The sequence below is a fragment of the Methyloversatilis discipulorum genome, from assembly GCF_000385375.1.
Classification (GTDB): Bacteria; Pseudomonadota; Gammaproteobacteria; order Burkholderiales; family Rhodocyclaceae; genus Methyloversatilis; species Methyloversatilis discipulorum_A.
In genome coordinates this window covers 3,735,465-3,752,027 of the sequence record NZ_ARVV01000001.1, presented here as the reverse complement: position 1 = coordinate 3,752,027, position 16,563 = coordinate 3,735,465, and the positions used below count along the sequence as shown (strand labels likewise).

The following is a 16,563-nucleotide window of genomic DNA, read 5'->3' as shown; positions in this document are numbered from 1 at the left end:
GCGAACTCAGACGCCGAAGCTTTCGCCGCAGCCGCAGGCCGACTTCACATTGGGGTTGTTGAACTTGAAACCTTCATTCAGGCCTTCGCGCACGAAGTCCAGCTCGGTGCCGTCGAGGAAGGGCAGGCTTTTCGGGTCGACCAGCAGCGTCACGCCGTGGCTGGCGAACTGGATGTCCTCGGGCTGCAGCGCGTCGGCGAACTCGATCGCGTAGGCGAGGCCGGAACAGCCGCTGGTCTTCACCGCCAGCCGCAGGCCCACACCCTGGCCGCGCTTGACCAGGCTTTTCTGCACGTGCCGCGCGGCGGCCTCGCTGAGCGTGATGGTCATGTCCGTCACCTCACATCGAGAAGGAGCTGCCGCAGCCGCAGGACGAGGTCGCGTTCGGATTGCGGATGACGAAGCGCGAACCTTCCAGGCCGTCCTCGAAATCGATCTCTGCGCCCATCAGGTACTGCATGCTCATCGGATCGACCAGCAGCGTGACGCCGTCGGTGACGATGGGCGTGTCGTCTTCGTTCACGCCTTCCTCGAAGGCGAAGCCGTACTGGAAGCCGGAACAGCCTCCGCCGGTCACATAGACGCGCAGCTTCAGCGCCGGGTTGCCCTCTTCGGCGATCAGGTCGGCGACCTTTGCTGCAGCGGCTTCGCAGAACTTGATCGGCGAAGGCAGCGGCAGCGTGGTGGTCGGGGCGACGGTACTTTCGGCAAGCGTGCTCATGGCGTGTCCTTTCAGGCGGCTTCGACGGTGTCGGGGGCGGTCTGCCGGGTGCGGTAGTCGGCCACGGCCGCCTTGATCGCGTCTTCGGCGAGGATGGAGCAGTGGATCTTCACCGGCGGCAGCGCCAGTTCTTCGGCGATCTCGGTGTTTTTGATCGCCAGCGCTTCGTCCAGCGTCTTGCCCTTGACCCATTCGGTCACCAGCGAACTCGACGCGATGGCCGAGCCGCAGCCATAGGTCTTGAACTTGGCGTCCTCGATGATGCCGTTGGCGCCGACCTTGATCTGCAGCCGCATCACGTCGCCGCAGGCCGGCGCGCCGACCATGCCGGTGCCGACGCCTTCGTCGTCCGCCGCGTAGGACCCGACGTTGCGCGGGTTGTCGTAGTGGTCGAGCACCTTGTCGCTGTATGCCATGGTTGTTCTCCGTTCAGTCGTTGTGGAGGAAGGTGTTCAGTGCGAGGCCCTCAGTGCGAGGCCCTCAGTGCGATGCCCTCAGTGCGATGCCCACTGCACGGTCGACAGGTCGATGCCGGCGCTGTGCATGTCCCACAGCGGCGACAGTTCGCGCAGCTTGCGCACCGCGGTCGACACCTGCTCGATTGCCGAGTCCACCTCCTGCTGCGTGGTGAAGCGGCCGATCGAGAAGCGGATGGAGCTGTGCGCCAGTTCGTCGCTGCGGCCCATCGCGCGCAGCACGTAGGACGGTTCCAGGCTGGCCGAGGTACAGGCCGAACCGGACGACACCGCGATGTCCTTCATGCCCATCAGCAGCGATTCGCCTTCGACGAAGTTGAAGCTGATGTTCAGGTTGTGCGGTACGCGACGTTCCATGTCGCCATTGACGAACACCTGGTCGAGCGTGCTGAGCCCGTTCAGCAGGCGGTCGCGCAGCATGCGGATGCGTTCGTTCTCGGCGCCCATGTTCTCGCGCGTGAGCCAATAGGCTTCGCCCATGCCGACGATCTGGTGTGTCGGCAGCGTGCCCGAGCGCATGCCCCGCTCGTGGCCGCCGCCGTGGATGATGGCGTCGATGCGCACGCGCGGCTTGCGGCACACGTAGAGCGCGCCGATGCCTTTCGGGCCGTAGGTCTTGTGCGCCGACAGCGACATCATGTCGACCGGCAGTTCGTCCAGGTCGAAGGCCACCTTGCCGGTGGCCTGCGCGCCATCGACGTGGAACAGCACGCCCTTCTCACGGCAGATCGCGCCCAGCGCGGCGATGTCCTGGATGACGCCGGTCTCGTTGTTCACGAACATGACCGAGGCGAGCACGGTGTCGGGCCGCAGCGCGGCGCGGAAGGCCTCGATGTCGAGCAGGCCGTTCTCCTGCACGTCGAGCAGTGTCACTTCGCAGCCGCTGCGTTCCAGTTCGCGCACCGTGTCGAGCACCGACTTGTGCTCGGTCTTCACGGTCACCACGTGCCTGCCGCGGCCGGCGTGGAACTGCATCGCGCCCTTGATCGCCAGGTTGTTCGACTCGGTCGCGCCAGAGGTCCAGACGATTTCGCGCGGATCGGCACCGATCAGCGCGGCCACCTGTTCGCGCGCCAGTTCGACGGCTTCCTCCGCCGCCCAGCCATAGGCGTGCGAGCGGCTGGCCGGATTGCCGAAGTTGTCGAACAGCCAGGGCATCATCTTGCCCACCACACGCGGGTCGACCGGGGTGGTGGCGGCGTAGTCCAGATAGATCGGGCGATTCATGTCGGCTTCTCCTGCATGAGGGGGTTGCATCCCTCTCAGCAAGTTGCGGGCCGGTTTTGAAAATTGATCTGGATCAACCACTTGTGGATTTTCGACCGGCGCATGTCCGGCTGTCGCGACAGCGTCTGTCGAGTTTGTCGCGTTGCCGACGCGGTCGCCGCGCACGCATGCATGCGCACGTGTACGCGCGGGGGCGGGTCGCGTGCGATCACAACAGCAGCGGCTCGCCGCGCCGGGCACTCACCACCCGTGACGACGTCATCTGGCACAGCGCATGCATTGAGGCCGGTCAGGAGGTCGCCATGAGCGAAGTGTTGATGACCCTGATCGGCCTGGTGCTGGTCAATAACGTGGTGCTGGTCCGCTTTCTCGGACTGTGCCCCTTCATGGGCGTGTCGAAGAAGATCGACAGCGCCTTCGGCATGGGTCTGGCCACCACCTTCGTGATGACGCTGTCGGCGATGGCCGCCTGGGCGCTCGAACACGCCTTGCTGCTGCCTTTCGGGCTCGGCTACCTGCGCATCCTCGCCTACATCGTGGTCATCGCCGCCGTCGTGCAGTTCGTCGAAATGGCCATGCACAAGACGCTGCCCGACCTGCACCGCGTGCTCGGCATCTATCTGCCGCTGATCACCACCAACTGTGCGGTGCTCGGCATTCCGCTGCTCAACGCGCAGGCCGGTCATGGCCTCGGCATGAGCGTGCTCGGCGGCTTCGGCTCGGGCGCCGGCTTCACGCTGGTGATGATCCTGTTCGCTGGCCTGCGCGAACGACTGGCGCTGATGCGCGTGCCGCAGACCTTCGCCGGACCGCCGGTCGCTTTCATCACGGCCAGCCTGCTGGCGCTGGCTTTCATGGGTTTCACCGGCCTGGTGCCGGCAGGCGGCGGCTGATGCGCCGCACCGAACGGGAGGTAGCGCGATGGAACAGATGATTACCGCGGTCATGAGTCTGACTGCGATCGGCTCCGGGCTCGGCATCGTGCTCGGCGTGGCGGCCCGGCGCTTTGCCGTCGAGGGCGACAGCCGGGTGAAGGAGGTCGAGGACATGCTGCCGGCCGCCAACTGCGGCCAGTGCGGCTTTCCGGGCTGCGCCGGTGCGGCCGAGGCCATCGTCGCCGGCACCGCGTCGCCGACCTGCTGTCCGCCCGGCGGCAAGGTGGTGGCGCTGGCCATCGCCGAGCACCTGGGCATCGCGCTCGATGCCGACGAGGTCGATGACGTGCCCTTGATCGCGGTGATCGAGGACGCGCTGTGCATAGGCTGTACCAAGTGCTACCGGCTGTGTCCGTCGGACGCCATTATCGGCGCGATGAAGCAGTTGCACGGTGTGTTCGAGGACGCCTGCACCGGCTGCAACCAGTGCGCCGAGAAGTGCCCGACCGGCGCCATCACGATGCAGCCGATGCCGCTGACGGTGGGTACCTGGGTGATGCCGAAACCGGCGCTGGCGGCCTGAGCCATGGCACACATCGTCATTCCGCCGATACGCCGCCTGCTCCAGCGCTGGGGCGTGCATCCTGACAGCCACAAGTTTCCCGCGGCGACACTGGATATCGTCGACGCCGGACTGCCGCCGGCGCTGGTCATCCCGCTGTCGCAGCACTCCGGTGCACCGGCCCGGCCGGTGGTGAAGATCGGCGACACCGTGTTGCGCGGCCAGCTGATCGCAGAAGCCGGAGGGCGCATTTCGGCGCCGCTGCACGCACCGACCTCCGGCGTCATCGCCGCCATCGGCGAAGCCTCGATGGCGCATCCGGCCGGTCTGGGGGGGCCGGCGATCACGCTGCATCCCGACGGGCTGGATCAATGGACGGAGCGGCACGCCGAGCCCTATCCGATCACGCTGGCGCCGGACGAGATAACGCGCCGCGTTGCCGCAGCGGGCATCGTCGGTCTCGGCGGCGCCAGCTTTCCGTCGGCGGTCAAGCTGGAGCTGGGACGGCGCAGCCAGATCGACACCGTCATTCTGAACGGCAGCGAATGCGAGCCCTATCTGTCCTGTGACGACCGGCTGATGCAGGAATGCGCGGCCGACATCATCGAGGGCGCACGCCTGATCATGCGATCGACCGGCGCGCAGCGCGTGCTGGTGGGCATCGAGGACAACAAGCCGGAGGCGATTGCGGCGATGAAGGTGGCCGCCCACCCCTTCCCCGAGGTGTCGGTGGTGCGCATTCCCAGCCGCTACCCGATGGGCGCTGACCGCCAGCTCATCCAGACGCTGACCGGCATCGAGGCGCCGGCCGACGGTCGCGCCGCCGACGTCGGCATCGTCGTGCACAACGTCGGCACCGCCTACGCCGTGCAGCGCGCGCTGCGCTACGGCGAGCCACTGACCGAACGCGTGGTCACCGTGGCCGGCGGCGCGGTGACGGCGCCGCGCAATCTGCGTGTGCGTCTGGGTACGCCGCTGTCCTGGCTGTTCGAACGCTGCGGCGGTCTGCGTGGCGCGCCGGCGCGGGTGGTGGTCGGCGGTCCGATGATGGGCGTCGGCGTGCCGGACATCGACACGCCGGTGGTCAAGGGATCGAGCGGCGCGCTGGCGCTGACTGCCGCCGAGGTCGGCGAGCGCGAACCGAGCGCCTGCATACGCTGCGGCAGCTGCGTGAGTGCCTGTCCGGTCGGGCTGATGCCGCTGGACATGGCGGCGCTCATCCACGCCAACGAACTGGGCCGCGCCGAGGACATCGGCCTGGGCGACTGCCTCACCTGCGGTGCCTGCGGCTTCGTCTGCCCGTCGCGCATTCCGCTGGTGCAGTACTTCAACCACGGCAAGGGCGAGCTGTGGGCGCGTGAGCGCGAGGGCCGCAAGCTCGACCGGGTGCGTGAACTGACCGAGGCGCGCGCTGCCCGCGTCGAGCAGGAAGCGCGCGAGAAGGCCGAGGCACACGCCCGGCGCAAGGCCGAACGCGCGGCGGCGGCGGCCGCCGCCGAAGCGGCCCGCAAGGAGACCACCGCATGAACACCCCTATACATGCGTCACCGCATGCGGTGGCTTCGCGCACCAGCGGCCAGATCATGGGCCTGGTCATGCTGGCGCTGCTGCCGGCCACGCTGGCCGGCTTCTGGCAGTTCGGCTGGCCGGCATTCTGCCTGTGGGCCGTGACCGTGCTGTCCTGCGTGCTGTCGGAGGCGCTGTGCCTGCGCTGGGCCGGGCGGCGCGTCATGCCGGTGCTGTTCGACGGCTCGGCGGCGCTGACCGGGTGGCTGCTGGCGTTGTCGATGCCGCCGTGGGCGCCCTGGTGGCTGGGCGCGCTGGGCGGCGTCATCGCCATCGTGATCGCCAAGCAGGTGTTCGGCGGTCTCGGCTGTAACGTGTTCAACCCGGCCATGGTCGGGCGCACCGTGCTGCTGGTGTCCTTCCCGGTGCTGATGACGCAGTGGGTCAATCCGCAGATGCTGAGCCAGGGTACAGATCTGATGCAGGCGGTGCACATCGGCCTGTCAGGTGGCGTGCCCGACGCCTACACCAGCGCTTCGCTGCTCGGCAACGTGAAGACGGAGCTGGGGCGCGGCACGGTACTGGCCGAGGCGATGTCCGGCTTCGCCACCGCTCAGGGCGCGTCCGGCGAACGCGCCGGCAGCCTTGGCGAGACCGCGTCGCTGTGGGTGCTGCTGGGCGGACTGTTCCTGGTGGCCAAACGCGTGATCGGCCTGCGCATACCGCTCGGTTTCCTGGCCGGCCTGTGCCTGCCGGCGGCGATCGCACATGGCATTGCGCCCGACCACTATCTGCCGCCGCTGGCCCACCTGCTGTCGGGCGGCGCGATGCTCGGCGCCTTCTTCATCGCGACCGACTACGTCACCTCGCCCAGCGCACCGTTCGGGCAGTGGATATTCGCCCTCGGCGCCGGCCTGCTGACCTGGCTGATCCGCACCTGGGGCGGTTATCCCGAGGGCGTGGGTTTCGCCGTGCTGCTGATGAATGCGGTGACCCCGGTACTCGACCTGTGGGCGCGGCCACGCATATTCGGCCGCAGCATCCGTGGCAAGTCGCTGCCGGCGCGACGCGTGCAGGAGCTTCCGCGATGAGCGAACGACGCCTACCCGATACCGTCTGGTTTCCCGGCCTGTCGCTCGGTGTGGTGATGCTGGTGACCACCGCGGTGCTCGCGTTCAGTCACAGCGCGACCGCCGAGCGCATCGAACAGGCGGCTGCCGACGACACCCGTCAGCAGCTGGAACAGATCCTGCCCGCCGGCTACGCGGACAACAATCTGCTGACCGATACGCTGCAGCTGGCCGGCCCCGACGGCGCTGCGCTGACCGTGCATCGGGCGCGCAAGGGCGGCGCGCTGCGGGCGGTGCTGTACGAAATGTCGGGCAACGGCTATGGCGGCCGCATCGTGCTGCTGATGGCGGTCGACGTCGACGGCCGCGTGGTCGGCGTGCGCGTGACCAAGCACACCGAGACGCCGGGTCTGGGCGACAAGATAGAAGTCGCACGCAACGACTGGATACGCTCCTTCGAAGGCAAGTCGCTGCAGCAGCCGGAGCCGGCCCGCTGGGCGGTGAAGAAGGACGGTGGCGTGTTCGACCAGTTCGCCGGCGCGACCATCACGCCGCGTGCGGTGGTCGGCACGGTCAGGAAGGGACTTGAATTCTTCGCCGCACACCGGGCCGAGCTGATCGGCGACGCGGCGCCCGCCGGAGGAGGACAGTGATGAGCGACAGCCCGAACGTGAAGGCCGTCATGCGTGACGGCGTATGGGACAACAACGCGGTGCTCGGCCAGATGCTGGGCCTGTGCCCGACCATGGCGGTGACCAGCAGCGCGACCAACGGGCTCGGCATGGGGCTGGCGACGACCGCCGTGCTGCTGATGTCGAACGTGCTCATCTCGTCGCTGCGGCACTGGGTCAGCGACGAGGTCCGCATCCCGGTGTTCATCGTGCTCATCGCCGGCATGGTGACGCTGGTCGATCTGTGTCTGAACGCCTGGTTCCACGACCTGTACAAGGTGCTCGGCATCTTCATCGCGCTCATCGTCGTGAACTGCGCGGTGCTCGGTCGGGCCGAGGCCTTTGCGTCGCGTCACGCGGTGGCGCTGTCGGCGTTCGACGGGCTGGCCACCGGGCTGGGCTTCACGCTGGCGCTGACGCTGATGGGCGCGGTGCGCGAGGTGACCGGTGCCGGCACGCTGTTCGCGGGCGCGTCGCTGCTGCTCGGTCCGCAGTTCGCCTTTCTCGAAACGAAGGTGGCGGACGCCGGGGCGCTGTTCATGATCCTGCCGCCCGGCGGCTTCCTCGTGCTGGGGCTGCTGATCGCCGCACGGCGCCGTCTGCAGCACTGGTCGGAATCGCGGCAGCCGGCTGGCGTGCCGGCGCCGGCTGCGCAATGAGGACTGGATGAGGGCGACGCGATGAAGATAGGCGTGGCGTGGGTCGGGCCGACCGACCGTGTGTGGATGCAGGTGGAGGTGCCGGACGGCTGCACGGTGTCCGAAGGCATCCTGCGCTCCGGAATACTCGAACGCTGTCCGGACATCGACATCGACAGGGCCAAGGTGGGCGTGTTCGGCAAGGTGGTGAAGAAGGACGCTGCGCTGCGACCGGGCGACCGCATCGAAATCTATCGCCCCATCATCTGCGACCCGGAAACGGTGCCGCGGCGCAACGGTGCCGACGACGACGATGACGAATGACGCCGTGCGCGCACGCAGCCGCGTGCGTGATTACCACCGTCGCACCATCCACCGCTTTGCCGGCTACGCTGCCGGCCCGGAAACGCTGGACTGGGACGCGCAGCCATCGCCCTTCCGTCACTACGAAGGCGCGCCGCGGATGGCGTTGCCGCTGGCCACCGACGACGACAGTCCGGTCACCGCCCGCTTGCGTCTGGACTGGCGCATGCTCGACACCGGTCTGCCGCCCTTGCCCTGCACGCTGTCCGCACTGGGTGCGCTGCTGCATCTGGCTCTCGGCCTGACCGCCTGGAAGTCGACCGGGCCCGACCGCTGGGCGGTGCGCGCCAATCCGTCCAGCGGCAATCTGCACCCGGTCGAGGGCTGGGTGTTCGCAGTCGGCGTGCCGGGGCTGGAGGATGGCCTCTGGCACTACCTGCCCGAAGTGCACGCGCTGGAACAGCGCGCCGCCTTCGAGCCCGGTGGCGCGCCCGGCCTGCACCTCGCGCTCAGTTCGGTCATGTGGCGCGAGGCATGGAAGTACGGCGAACGCGCCTTCCGCTACTGCCAGCTCGACGTCGGCCACGCGACGGCCGCACTGCGCAACGCGGCGGCCGTGCTCGGCTGGTCGCTCGCCGTGCAGCCGGTACGCGTTGATCTGCTGGCGGCTGCATTGGGGCTGGATCGCCTGCCCGATTTCCCGGCGCGGCGTGACCAGGCCACCGAAGTGGAAGAGGCCGAACTGCTGTTCGGGGTCGGCATCGGCCATCTGCCCGGGCCGCTGCCGGTGCGCACGGTCGAGCGCTGGCACGGGCGCGCGAGCACGATAGACGCACATCCGATGTACCGCTGGCCGGTGATCGACGACATCGCCGAGGCGACGCGCGATGCGCTGCCGCGTGGTGAGCTGCCGGCGCAGTCGCGCGCGGTGGCGGCGCCGTGCGGCCGCTCGGTCGGGCATGTGCTGCTCGGGCGGCGCAGTGCGCAGCGTTTCGACGGCCGACACATGATGACGCGCGACGAATTCGACGGCGTGCTGGAGCGTCTTCAGCCCTGCCGCGCCGCACCCTGGGACGCACTGCCTGACGAGCGCCGGATCGATCTGCTGCTGTTCGTGCACCGGGTCGACGGCCTTGCGCCCGGTGTCTATCTGCTGCCGCGCGGTCCGGCCGAGGGCGGTGTGCTGCCGCTGCTCGCTGCGCTGTATCCGCTGACGCCGGTCGACGGTCTGCGCAGCGACCTGCGCCTGCTCGCCACGATGGCACCGCCAGCGCTGGCCCGGCTGGCGCGCAGCCTGCACTGCCATCAGGACATCGCATCGACCTCGTGTTTCGCGCTCGGCATGCTGTGCGAATTCGATGCCGCACTTGAAGCATCGCCGGCCGCCTACCGCGCGCTGCACCGTCAGGCCGGCCTGATCGGCCAGCAGCTCTATACCGAAGCCGAAGCGCTGGGGCTGCGCGGCACCGGCATCGGCTGCTTCTTCGACGACGCGGTGCACGAGCTGCTCGGCCTCGAAGACGAGCGCTTTCGCACGATCTATCACTTCACGATGGGCCGCGCCGTCGACGACGCGCGCATCGAAACCACGCCTGCCTACGCGGGTGCCGAACAGGAGCCGATGGCCGCATGAGGTCCGTCAGGACGTCGGCGCATCGGCCGGAGGGCTGAACAGTGAGCACGACCTACCGCCGCATTTCCGCCGCCCAGGCGGCCGATCTGATCGCCCGCCACCGCAGCGGCCGTCTGCCGGCGCTGGCGCTGTTCGACACACGCGACCGCGCCAGTTTCGAGCGCAGCCACATCGACGGCGCACGCCACCTGAGCGACGCCGCGTTCGGCGATGTGCTGCAGACCGTGGCGCGGCCGACGCCGGTGCTCATCTACTGCTATCACGGCAACGCGAGCCAGAGCTGGGCCGAGCGCTTCAGCGATTTCCGCTACCCCGAGGTGTACAGCGTCGATGGTGGCCACGCGCCGCTGGCCAATGCGCTCGACCGGCTGGCGGTCGGCCGCGACGGCTGTGCGCTGCCGCCGGACGCATCGCCGGCGCTGCGCGCGCTGATCGAATCGAATGGCTTCGACCCGCGCAATCTCGATGGTGCGATCGCGCACGGACTGACGCCGCTGATGCGGGCCGCGCTCGACGGCGAGGCGGCACTGGTGGACGAACTGCTGGCGGCCGGCGCCGACGTCGGCTGCCGCAACGCCGACGGCAACAACGCGCTGTGGCTGGCCTGTGTCGGCGGCAACGTCGATGTCGTGCGCGCGCTGGCCGGCGCCGGCATAGACCTCGACAACCGCAACGACACCGGTGCCACCACGCTGATGTACTGCGCGTCGAGCGGCAGGCACGTGATGCTGGCGCTGCTGCTCGATCTGGGGGCGGACCCGCTGCTGCGCACCGACGACGACTATCTCGCCGCCGATCTTGCTTCGACCGTCGAATGCCTGCAGCTGCTGCGGCACACCGTCGCATGAGCACCCCGACGAAGGCAGCTCCCGGCGTCACCGCACGACGCCTGCGCACGCCTTCATTCCAACCCAGCCGAAGCAAGGATTCGCGATGACTCCGGGCACGCTCCAGACGGTCGGCACTGCGCTGTTCGCGGTCGCCGTCGCACACACCTTCCTGACCCGGTATTTCGAGCACCTCGCGCATCTGCAGCCCGGTCACGCCGGCATCTGGCATCTGCTCGGCGAGGTCGAAGTGGTGTTCGGCTTCTGGGCCTTCGTGCTGCTGGCCTTCGTGGCGCTCACCGGTGGCGCCGGCAGTGCGGCCGGCTATCTGGAAGCGCTGGACTACACCGAGCCGGCCTTCGTGTTCGTCATCATGGTGGTGGCGGCCAGCCGGCCGGTGCTCGAACTGTGCAAGGCGGGCGCTCGCATGCTGGCGCGCTACATCCCGGCGCCCGACAGCGTCGCCTTCCATTTCGTCTGCCTGTCCGTGCTTCCGCTGCTCGGCTCCTTCATCACCGAGCCGGCGGCGATGACGCTGGCGGCGCTGATGCTGCGCGACAACGTCTACAGCAGGAAGATTTCGCACCGCCTGAAGTACGTCACCCTGGGCGCGCTGTTCGTGAATGTGTCGATCGGCGGCACGCTCACTCACTTCGCCGCGCCGCCGGTGCTGATGGTGGCCGGCAAGTGGAACTGGGACATGTGGTACATGCTGGGCCACTTCGGCTGGAAGTCGGCGATCGCCGTGTTCGTCAATGCCGGCGTGGCAACGCTGCTGTTCGCGCGCGAGCTGAGGTCGCTGCACGTGGATACGCGCAGCAGCGACCGCACCGTGCCGCGCTCACTGATGCTTCTGCACGTGTTGTTTCTCGCCGGCATCGTTTACTTCGCCCACCATCCGGTGGTGTTCGTCGGACTGTTCCTGCTCTTCCTCGGCGTGGCCGAGGCCTACCGGCACTACCACGACCGGCTGATGTTGCGCGAGGGCCTGATGGTGGGCTTCTTCCTCGCCGGCCTGGTTACCCTGGGGGCGCTGCAGCAGGGGTGGCTGCAGGCCGCGCTGACCGGCATGGACAGCACGGCGCTTTACTTCGGCGCCACCGCGCTGACCGCGATCACCGACAACGCCGCACTGACCTACCTGGGTTCGCTGGTCGAGGGCACGGACGAGGCCTTCAAGTACTCGCTGGTAGCCGGTGCCGTGACCGGCGGTGGGCTGACGGTGATCGCCAACGCGCCCAATCCGGCCGGTTTCGCGATCCTGCGCGGCCATTTCGACGACGAGGCGATCAATCCCCTTGGCCTGTTCGTGACCGCGCTGCCGCCGACCATCGTCGCCATCCTGGCTTTCCAGCTGCTCTGAGCGTGCCGGCTCAGGAATCCGCCGCTTCGGTTTCGCCTTCGCTGCGCTGCAGCCGGTAACTGAGCTTGGGCCGCGACATGCCGAGCCGGCGCGCGGCGCGGGCGATATTGCCGCCCTCCTGATCGACGCAGGCCTTCATCAGCTGCTGCTCCAGCTCCTCCAGCGGAATGCCGCTGCGCAGGATCTGCTCCACCAGATGTTCGCGCACCGTGTCGCCGCAGCCTTCTTCCAGCTTGCCGCAGGCGGAAATGCCGGATTCGCGTGCCAGCACCGCTTCCAGAGACAGGAAGAGGTGGTGCGCCTCGATCCAGCCCTGCTGCGGCGCCAGCACCACGCCACGCTCGATCACGTTTTCCAGTTCGCGCACATTGCCCGGCCAGTGGTGGGCGTGCAGCGCCTGGAAGCCCTTGTCCGACACGCCCTGCACATGCTTGCCGTGGGCCCGGTTGAATTTCGCCACCAGCGTATCGACCAGCAGGCGCAGGTCGGCCAGCCGGTCGCGCAGCGGCGGGATGTGTATCGGATATACATGCACCCGGTAGTACAGGTCGGGCCGGAAGCGGCCTTCCTTCACCGCCTGCGCCAGATCGACGTTGGTGGCGGCCACCACGCGCACATTCACCTTGCGCGTGCGCTCGTCGCCGAGCCGCTCGATCTCGCCTTCCTGCAGCGCGCGCAGCAGCTTGGCCTGGGCGGCGAGCGGCATTTCGCCGATCTCGTCGAGGAACAGCGTGCCGCCTTCGGCGCGCTCGAACTTGCCGGCGCGTGAGGCGTGGGCGCCGGTGAAGGCGCCCTTCTCGACGCCGAACAGTTCGGATTCGATCAGGTCGTTCGGGATGGCGGCGCAATTGACCGCGACGAAGGGCGCGTCCTTGCGCGGACTCATCTGGTGCAGCACGCGGGCGAAGCGTTCCTTGCCGACGCCGGTCTCGCCCAGCAGCAGCACGGTCACCGTGGTGCCGGCGGCGCGCAGCATCAGTTCATAGGCGCGGCGGAAGCTGGCCGAACTGCCGATCAGGTCGGGCGGGGTCGGCGCATCGACCTTGTCGTCGCGCTGGGCGACACCGGCCCAGGCGGCCGGGGGCAGGTGGGCGATGCGGTTCTCCGGCTCGAAATAGCGGGCGTACTGTTCGCCGTCCTCCCATTCCTCGACCGGCTTGCCGACGATGCGGCAGTGGTTGGCGCCACAGCAGGCGCACTCGGTTTCCTTGTACAGCACCATGCGGCCCATGAAGGCCGAGGTGTAGCCCGAGGCGTAGCCGATCTGCATCCAGCACACCGGGTCGGCGGCCTGACCGAATTCGCGCAGATGGAATTCGGCTTCCCACGAGTGCTCCCACAGGAATTCGCCGTCGAACTCGCCGCTGCGCACATCGATATGGATGTGCACCGGCGTCACCTGCACGCTGCCTTCCAGCATGTGCAACTGCGGGCCGACGAAGAAGGATTCGATCGGGTTCTGGTCCGGCCGTATCGTGCGCGCCAGTTCGGCGTCGCGCATGCCGGATTCGTAGCCCATGCGGGTCAGGATGCGGCGCGCCGATTCCGGCCCGACCGACCTGATGAGCTGCGCGCGCAGCGCCGACATGGCGACGCAATGCATCAGCAGCATGCGGTTTTCCGCCAGCCAGATCAGTCCGTCGTCGGCCGAGAACCTGACCAGCCGACGCAGATCGCTGTTGTGCGGGTATTTGATCGTACCCATTGCCCGTGCCTCCTCCAGACCGGTGCCGGTCACGCCAGGCCGGCGTGCCGATGTTGCGCCGCAGCGCCTGTTCGACCTCCTGCGAGCCGGTCCGGCTTCTTCCGTGATGCCGGGTGACCCGAGTGGCCGGTCTTCTTCCGCCTGACGCGTTCATCAGTTGGTGAACACCTCTTCGGGTGCTTCATCAACTCATCAAGCAGTGGACGAGAGGACTGTACTCTCGCCCGCCCAAAACCGCCAAATATCGAGATTTTTGTTGATTATCGAGTATGGCACGCTTCTTGGATAGGAGAGGGTGCGGCTGACGGCTGCATCCGGTGTTTCGGCAAGGGCTCTCCTGCTTCCTGCCTTTCCGAACCGCTGGTGCGCCGCAGCACGCACCACACAACAAAGGAGGACGGAGAAATGCCGATGACGGGCGTGCTGCGCCCGGGTCATGTCGCGCTACGCGTGACGGACCTGGAAGCCGCGGTAAAGCATTACGGGCAGGTACTGGGCCTGATCGAGACCGGGCGGGATGCTCAGGGTCGGGTGTATTTCAAGGCCTGGGACGAACACGACCACCACAGCGTGGTGCTGCGCAAGGCGGATGCTCCGGGCATGGACTACATGGGTTTCCGCGTTGACAGCGAGGACACGCTGGACAGGCTGGCCGCCGAAGTCGAAGGCAGCCGTCTGGCGACCGACCTGCAATGGATACCGGCCGGCGAACATCTGCATACCGGCCGCCGCTTCCGCTTCACGGTGCCGACCGGGCACGCGATCGAACTGTTCGCGACCAAGGACAAGGTGGGCAACGGCCTGCCGGACGTGAACCCGGACCCGTGGCCGGACGGCCTGGTGGGCATGCAGCCGACCCGCTTCGACCATTGCCTGCTGTACGGCGACGACGTCGATGGCGTGGTGAAGCTGTTCACCGAGGTGCTGGGCTTCACCATCGCCGAACAGGTGATGGCCGGTGACGTGATGGTGGGCGTGTTCCTGACCTGTTCAACGAAACCGCACGACATCGCCTTCATCCGCAACCCGGAGAAGGGTCGCTTCCACCACTGCTCCTTCATTCTCGACACCTGGAACGACGTGCTGCGCGCGGCGGACCTGATCTCGAAGCACGACGTGTCGCTGGACATCGGGCCGACGCGGCACGGCATCACGCGCGGCGCGACCATCTATTTCTTCGACCCGTCGGGCAACCGCAACGAAGTGTTCGCTGGCGGCTACATCTATTACCCGGACAAGCCGGTCATCACGTGGATGGTGGAAGACCTCGGGCGGGCGATCTTCTATCACGACCGCAAGCTGAACGAGGCCTTCCTCAACGTGCACACCTGAGGTGAGCGTCATGGCGTCGGCATTCGATCCCTTCCGCAAGTTCGTGCGTGTCACTGGCGAGCGTGACGACGGCTTCGTCGAGTTCGATTTCGCACTCGGCGAGCCGGAGTTGTTCGCCGAAATGATGCTCACGCGCGCCGCTTTCGACGAATTCTGCGCGGCGCAGGACGTGGTCGTGCTCGATGGCGCCGGCGGTCAGCCCGGCAGCGATGCCGGTCCGCACTCGCCGCTGTCGGCACGACTCGACGATGTACTGAACAGCGACTCGCGGTGAGCGCGGGTACGACGGAACAAGAACACACCAGAGGAGACAGGCATGCAGATCGATCTGCGTACCGTATCAATCAAGCCGCAGCGACAGACCTACGGGCATATCGCGCGGCGCTTCGGCGACAAGCCCGCATCGCGCTATCAGGAAGGCACTTTCGACCTGCAGCCGACCGCCAACTTCCACTACCGCCCGACCTGGGACCCGGACCGCGAAATCTTCGACGCCTCGCGCACCCGGCTCACGATGAAGGACTGGTACGCGTTCAAGGACCCTCGCCAGTACTACTACGGCGCCTGGACGCTGGCGCGCGCGCGCCAGCAGGACACCGCCGAATCGAACTTCGACTTCGTCGAGTCGCGCAACCTCGGTGCGCTGCTGACCGAGGACGTGCGCCGGCTGGCGCTCGACATGCTGCTGCCGCTGCGTCATGTGGCCTGGGGCGCCAACATGAACAACTCGTCCATCTGCGCCTACGGCTACGGCACGGCGATCACCCAGCCCTGCATGTTCCACGCGATGGACAACCTGGCCATCGCCCAGTACCTGACGCGCATCGGCCTGCTGCTCGGCGACACCTCGTCGCTGGCCACGGCGAAGGAACACTGGCTGTACGCCGCCGACTGGCAGGGCTTGCGCCGCTATGTCGAGGACTGCCTGGTGGTGCAGGACTGGTTCGAGCTGTTCATCGCGCAGAACCTGGTGCTCGACGGTCTCGTGTACCCGCTGTTCTACAAGACCCTGGTCGAGGATGAACTGTCGCTGCGCGGCGGCACCGCGGTCGCCATGCTCACGCAGTTCATGACCGAGTGGTACGCCGAGACCGCGAAGTGGGTCGATGCGCAGATCAAGACCGCCTGCGCCGAATCGCCCGACAACGCGGCGCTGGTGCGCGGCTGGGTCAGCGCCTGGCAGGCGCGCGCGCTGGAGGCCGTGACGCCGCTGGCGCAAAGCGCGCTCGGTGAGCGTGCCGGCGCGGCGGTCGACGATCTCGCCACGCAGTTCGCGGCCCGCGTCGCCAAGTGCGGCGTGCCGGCCTGAGGTCGCGCCATGTCCAAGGTATTCATCGCGCTGCAGACCAACGACGACACGCGTCCGATCATCGAATCCATCCTCGCCGACAACCCGCACGCGGTGCCGGTCGAGTCGCCGGCGATGATCAAGATCGACGCTGAAGGTCACCTGACGGTGAAGCGCGAGTCGATCTCCGAACTGATCGGCCGCGACTTCGACCTGCAGGAACTGCACACGCACCTGATATCGCTGTCCGGCCATATCGACGAAAGCGACGACGAATTCACGCTGCACTGGAACGACTGAGTCATACCCGAGGGAGAACGCGGGACACGGACGGCCCACCGCAGAGGCCGCACCCGCTCCGTCATT

General features: G+C 67.6%; 19 protein-coding genes. 14 read left to right on the top strand and 5 right to left on the bottom strand.

Features of this window, described 5'->3' with window-relative positions:
* Positions 1-6: 6 nt before the first annotated feature.
* The 4 genes from iscA to METRZ18153_RS0117425 form a co-directional block, all read right to left on the bottom strand.
* Positions 7-330 (bottom strand): iron-sulfur cluster assembly protein IscA, encoded by a 324-nt coding sequence (gene iscA, locus METRZ18153_RS0117440; RefSeq protein ID WP_019916657.1) that lies wholly within the window; start codon positions 328-330, stop codon positions 7-9.
* A gap of 10 nt (positions 331-340) precedes the next feature.
* The gene (gene erpA / locus METRZ18153_RS0117435) at positions 341-721 is read right to left on the bottom strand and encodes an iron-sulfur cluster insertion protein ErpA (RefSeq protein WP_020165959.1); all 381 of its coding nucleotides are present in this window, start codon (positions 719-721) and stop codon (positions 341-343) included.
* A gap of 11 nt (positions 722-732) precedes the next feature.
* The gene (gene iscU, locus METRZ18153_RS0117430) at positions 733-1,137 is read right to left on the bottom strand and encodes a Fe-S cluster assembly scaffold IscU (protein WP_020165958.1); all 405 of its coding nucleotides are present in this window, start codon (positions 1,135-1,137) and stop codon (positions 733-735) included.
* A 78-nt stretch (positions 1,138-1,215) separates the two neighbouring features.
* The gene (locus METRZ18153_RS0117425; RefSeq protein WP_020165957.1) at positions 1,216-2,424 is read right to left on the bottom strand and encodes an IscS subfamily cysteine desulfurase; all 1,209 of its coding nucleotides are present in this window, start codon (positions 2,422-2,424) and stop codon (positions 1,216-1,218) included.
* Positions 2,425-2,726: 302 nt separating this feature from the next.
* On the opposite strand from METRZ18153_RS0117425, the gene rsxA reads away from it, so the two are divergent.
* From rsxA to METRZ18153_RS0117375, 10 genes are all read left to right on the top strand, one after another.
* On the top strand, positions 2,727-3,317 hold the full coding sequence (gene rsxA, locus METRZ18153_RS0117420) for an electron transport complex subunit RsxA (protein ID WP_019916661.1): 591 nt from the start codon (positions 2,727-2,729) through the stop codon (positions 3,315-3,317).
* Positions 3,318-3,345: 28 nt separating this feature from the next.
* A complete protein-coding gene (locus METRZ18153_RS0117415) occupies positions 3,346-3,882 on the top strand; it encodes an RnfABCDGE type electron transport complex subunit B (protein ID WP_020165955.1) in 537 nt (178 codons plus the stop codon).
* Positions 3,883-3,885: 3 nt separating this feature from the next.
* Complete coding sequence (gene rsxC / locus METRZ18153_RS0117410) at positions 3,886-5,388, top strand: electron transport complex subunit RsxC (RefSeq protein WP_020165954.1); 1,503 nt, start codon at positions 3,886-3,888, stop codon at positions 5,386-5,388.
* Positions 5,385-6,458 (top strand): RnfABCDGE type electron transport complex subunit D, encoded by a 1,074-nt coding sequence (locus METRZ18153_RS0117405; protein ID WP_020165953.1) that lies wholly within the window; start codon positions 5,385-5,387, stop codon positions 6,456-6,458. The genes rsxC and METRZ18153_RS0117405 overlap by 4 nt, the downstream gene beginning before the upstream one ends.
* Positions 6,455-7,090, top strand: coding sequence for an electron transport complex subunit RsxG (gene rsxG / locus METRZ18153_RS0117400; protein ID WP_020165952.1), 636 nt, complete (start codon positions 6,455-6,457; stop codon positions 7,088-7,090). Before METRZ18153_RS0117405 ends, rsxG begins: the two co-directional genes overlap by 4 nt.
* Entirely contained in the window at positions 7,090-7,767 is a 678-nt protein-coding gene (locus METRZ18153_RS0117395; RefSeq protein ID WP_020165951.1) for an electron transport complex subunit E, read from the top strand. Before rsxG ends, METRZ18153_RS0117395 begins: the two co-directional genes overlap by 1 nt.
* Before the next feature lie 21 nt (positions 7,768-7,788).
* Positions 7,789-8,070: an RnfH family protein gene (locus METRZ18153_RS0117390; protein WP_020165950.1), complete on the top strand. Its 282-nt coding sequence runs from the start codon at positions 7,789-7,791 to the stop codon at positions 8,068-8,070.
* Entirely contained in the window at positions 8,060-9,682 is a 1,623-nt protein-coding gene (locus METRZ18153_RS0117385; protein ID WP_020165949.1) for a nitroreductase family protein, read from the top strand. The genes METRZ18153_RS0117390 and METRZ18153_RS0117385 overlap by 11 nt, the downstream gene beginning before the upstream one ends.
* Before the next feature lie 41 nt (positions 9,683-9,723).
* Positions 9,724-10,530, top strand: coding sequence for an ankyrin repeat domain-containing protein (locus METRZ18153_RS0117380; protein ID WP_020165948.1), 807 nt, complete (start codon positions 9,724-9,726; stop codon positions 10,528-10,530).
* Positions 10,531-10,615: 85 nt separating this feature from the next.
* Entirely contained in the window at positions 10,616-11,872 is a 1,257-nt protein-coding gene (locus tag METRZ18153_RS0117375; RefSeq protein ID WP_020165947.1) for a putative Na+/H+ antiporter, read from the top strand.
* Between the two features lie 10 nt (positions 11,873-11,882).
* Here the strand turns inward: METRZ18153_RS0117375 and METRZ18153_RS0117370 are convergent, their stop codons facing one another.
* On the bottom strand, positions 11,883-13,577 hold the full coding sequence (locus METRZ18153_RS0117370) for a sigma-54-dependent Fis family transcriptional regulator (RefSeq protein ID WP_020165946.1): 1,695 nt from the start codon (positions 13,575-13,577) through the stop codon (positions 11,883-11,885).
* Between the two features lie 405 nt (positions 13,578-13,982).
* On the opposite strand from METRZ18153_RS0117370, the gene METRZ18153_RS0117365 reads away from it, so the two are divergent.
* Genes METRZ18153_RS0117365 through METRZ18153_RS0117350 form a run of 4 tightly spaced genes read left to right on the top strand, consistent with a single transcriptional unit; the run spans position 13,983 to position 16,497 of the window.
* Positions 13,983-14,909 (top strand): catechol 2,3-dioxygenase, encoded by a 927-nt coding sequence (locus METRZ18153_RS0117365; RefSeq protein ID WP_020165945.1) that lies wholly within the window; start codon positions 13,983-13,985, stop codon positions 14,907-14,909.
* Between the two features lie 10 nt (positions 14,910-14,919).
* Positions 14,920-15,183 carry a phenol hydroxylase subunit gene (locus METRZ18153_RS0117360; RefSeq protein ID WP_020165944.1) on the top strand — a complete coding sequence of 88 codons (264 nt, stop codon included), beginning with the start codon at positions 14,920-14,922 and terminating at the stop codon, positions 15,181-15,183.
* A 42-nt stretch (positions 15,184-15,225) separates the two neighbouring features.
* On the top strand, positions 15,226-16,218 hold the full coding sequence (locus METRZ18153_RS0117355) for an aromatic/alkene monooxygenase hydroxylase subunit beta (RefSeq protein ID WP_020165943.1): 993 nt from the start codon (positions 15,226-15,228) through the stop codon (positions 16,216-16,218).
* A 9-nt stretch (positions 16,219-16,227) separates the two neighbouring features.
* Positions 16,228-16,497: an MmoB/DmpM family protein gene (locus tag METRZ18153_RS0117350; RefSeq protein WP_020165942.1), complete on the top strand. Its 270-nt coding sequence runs from the start codon at positions 16,228-16,230 to the stop codon at positions 16,495-16,497.
* Positions 16,498-16,563: the final 66 nt, after the last annotated feature.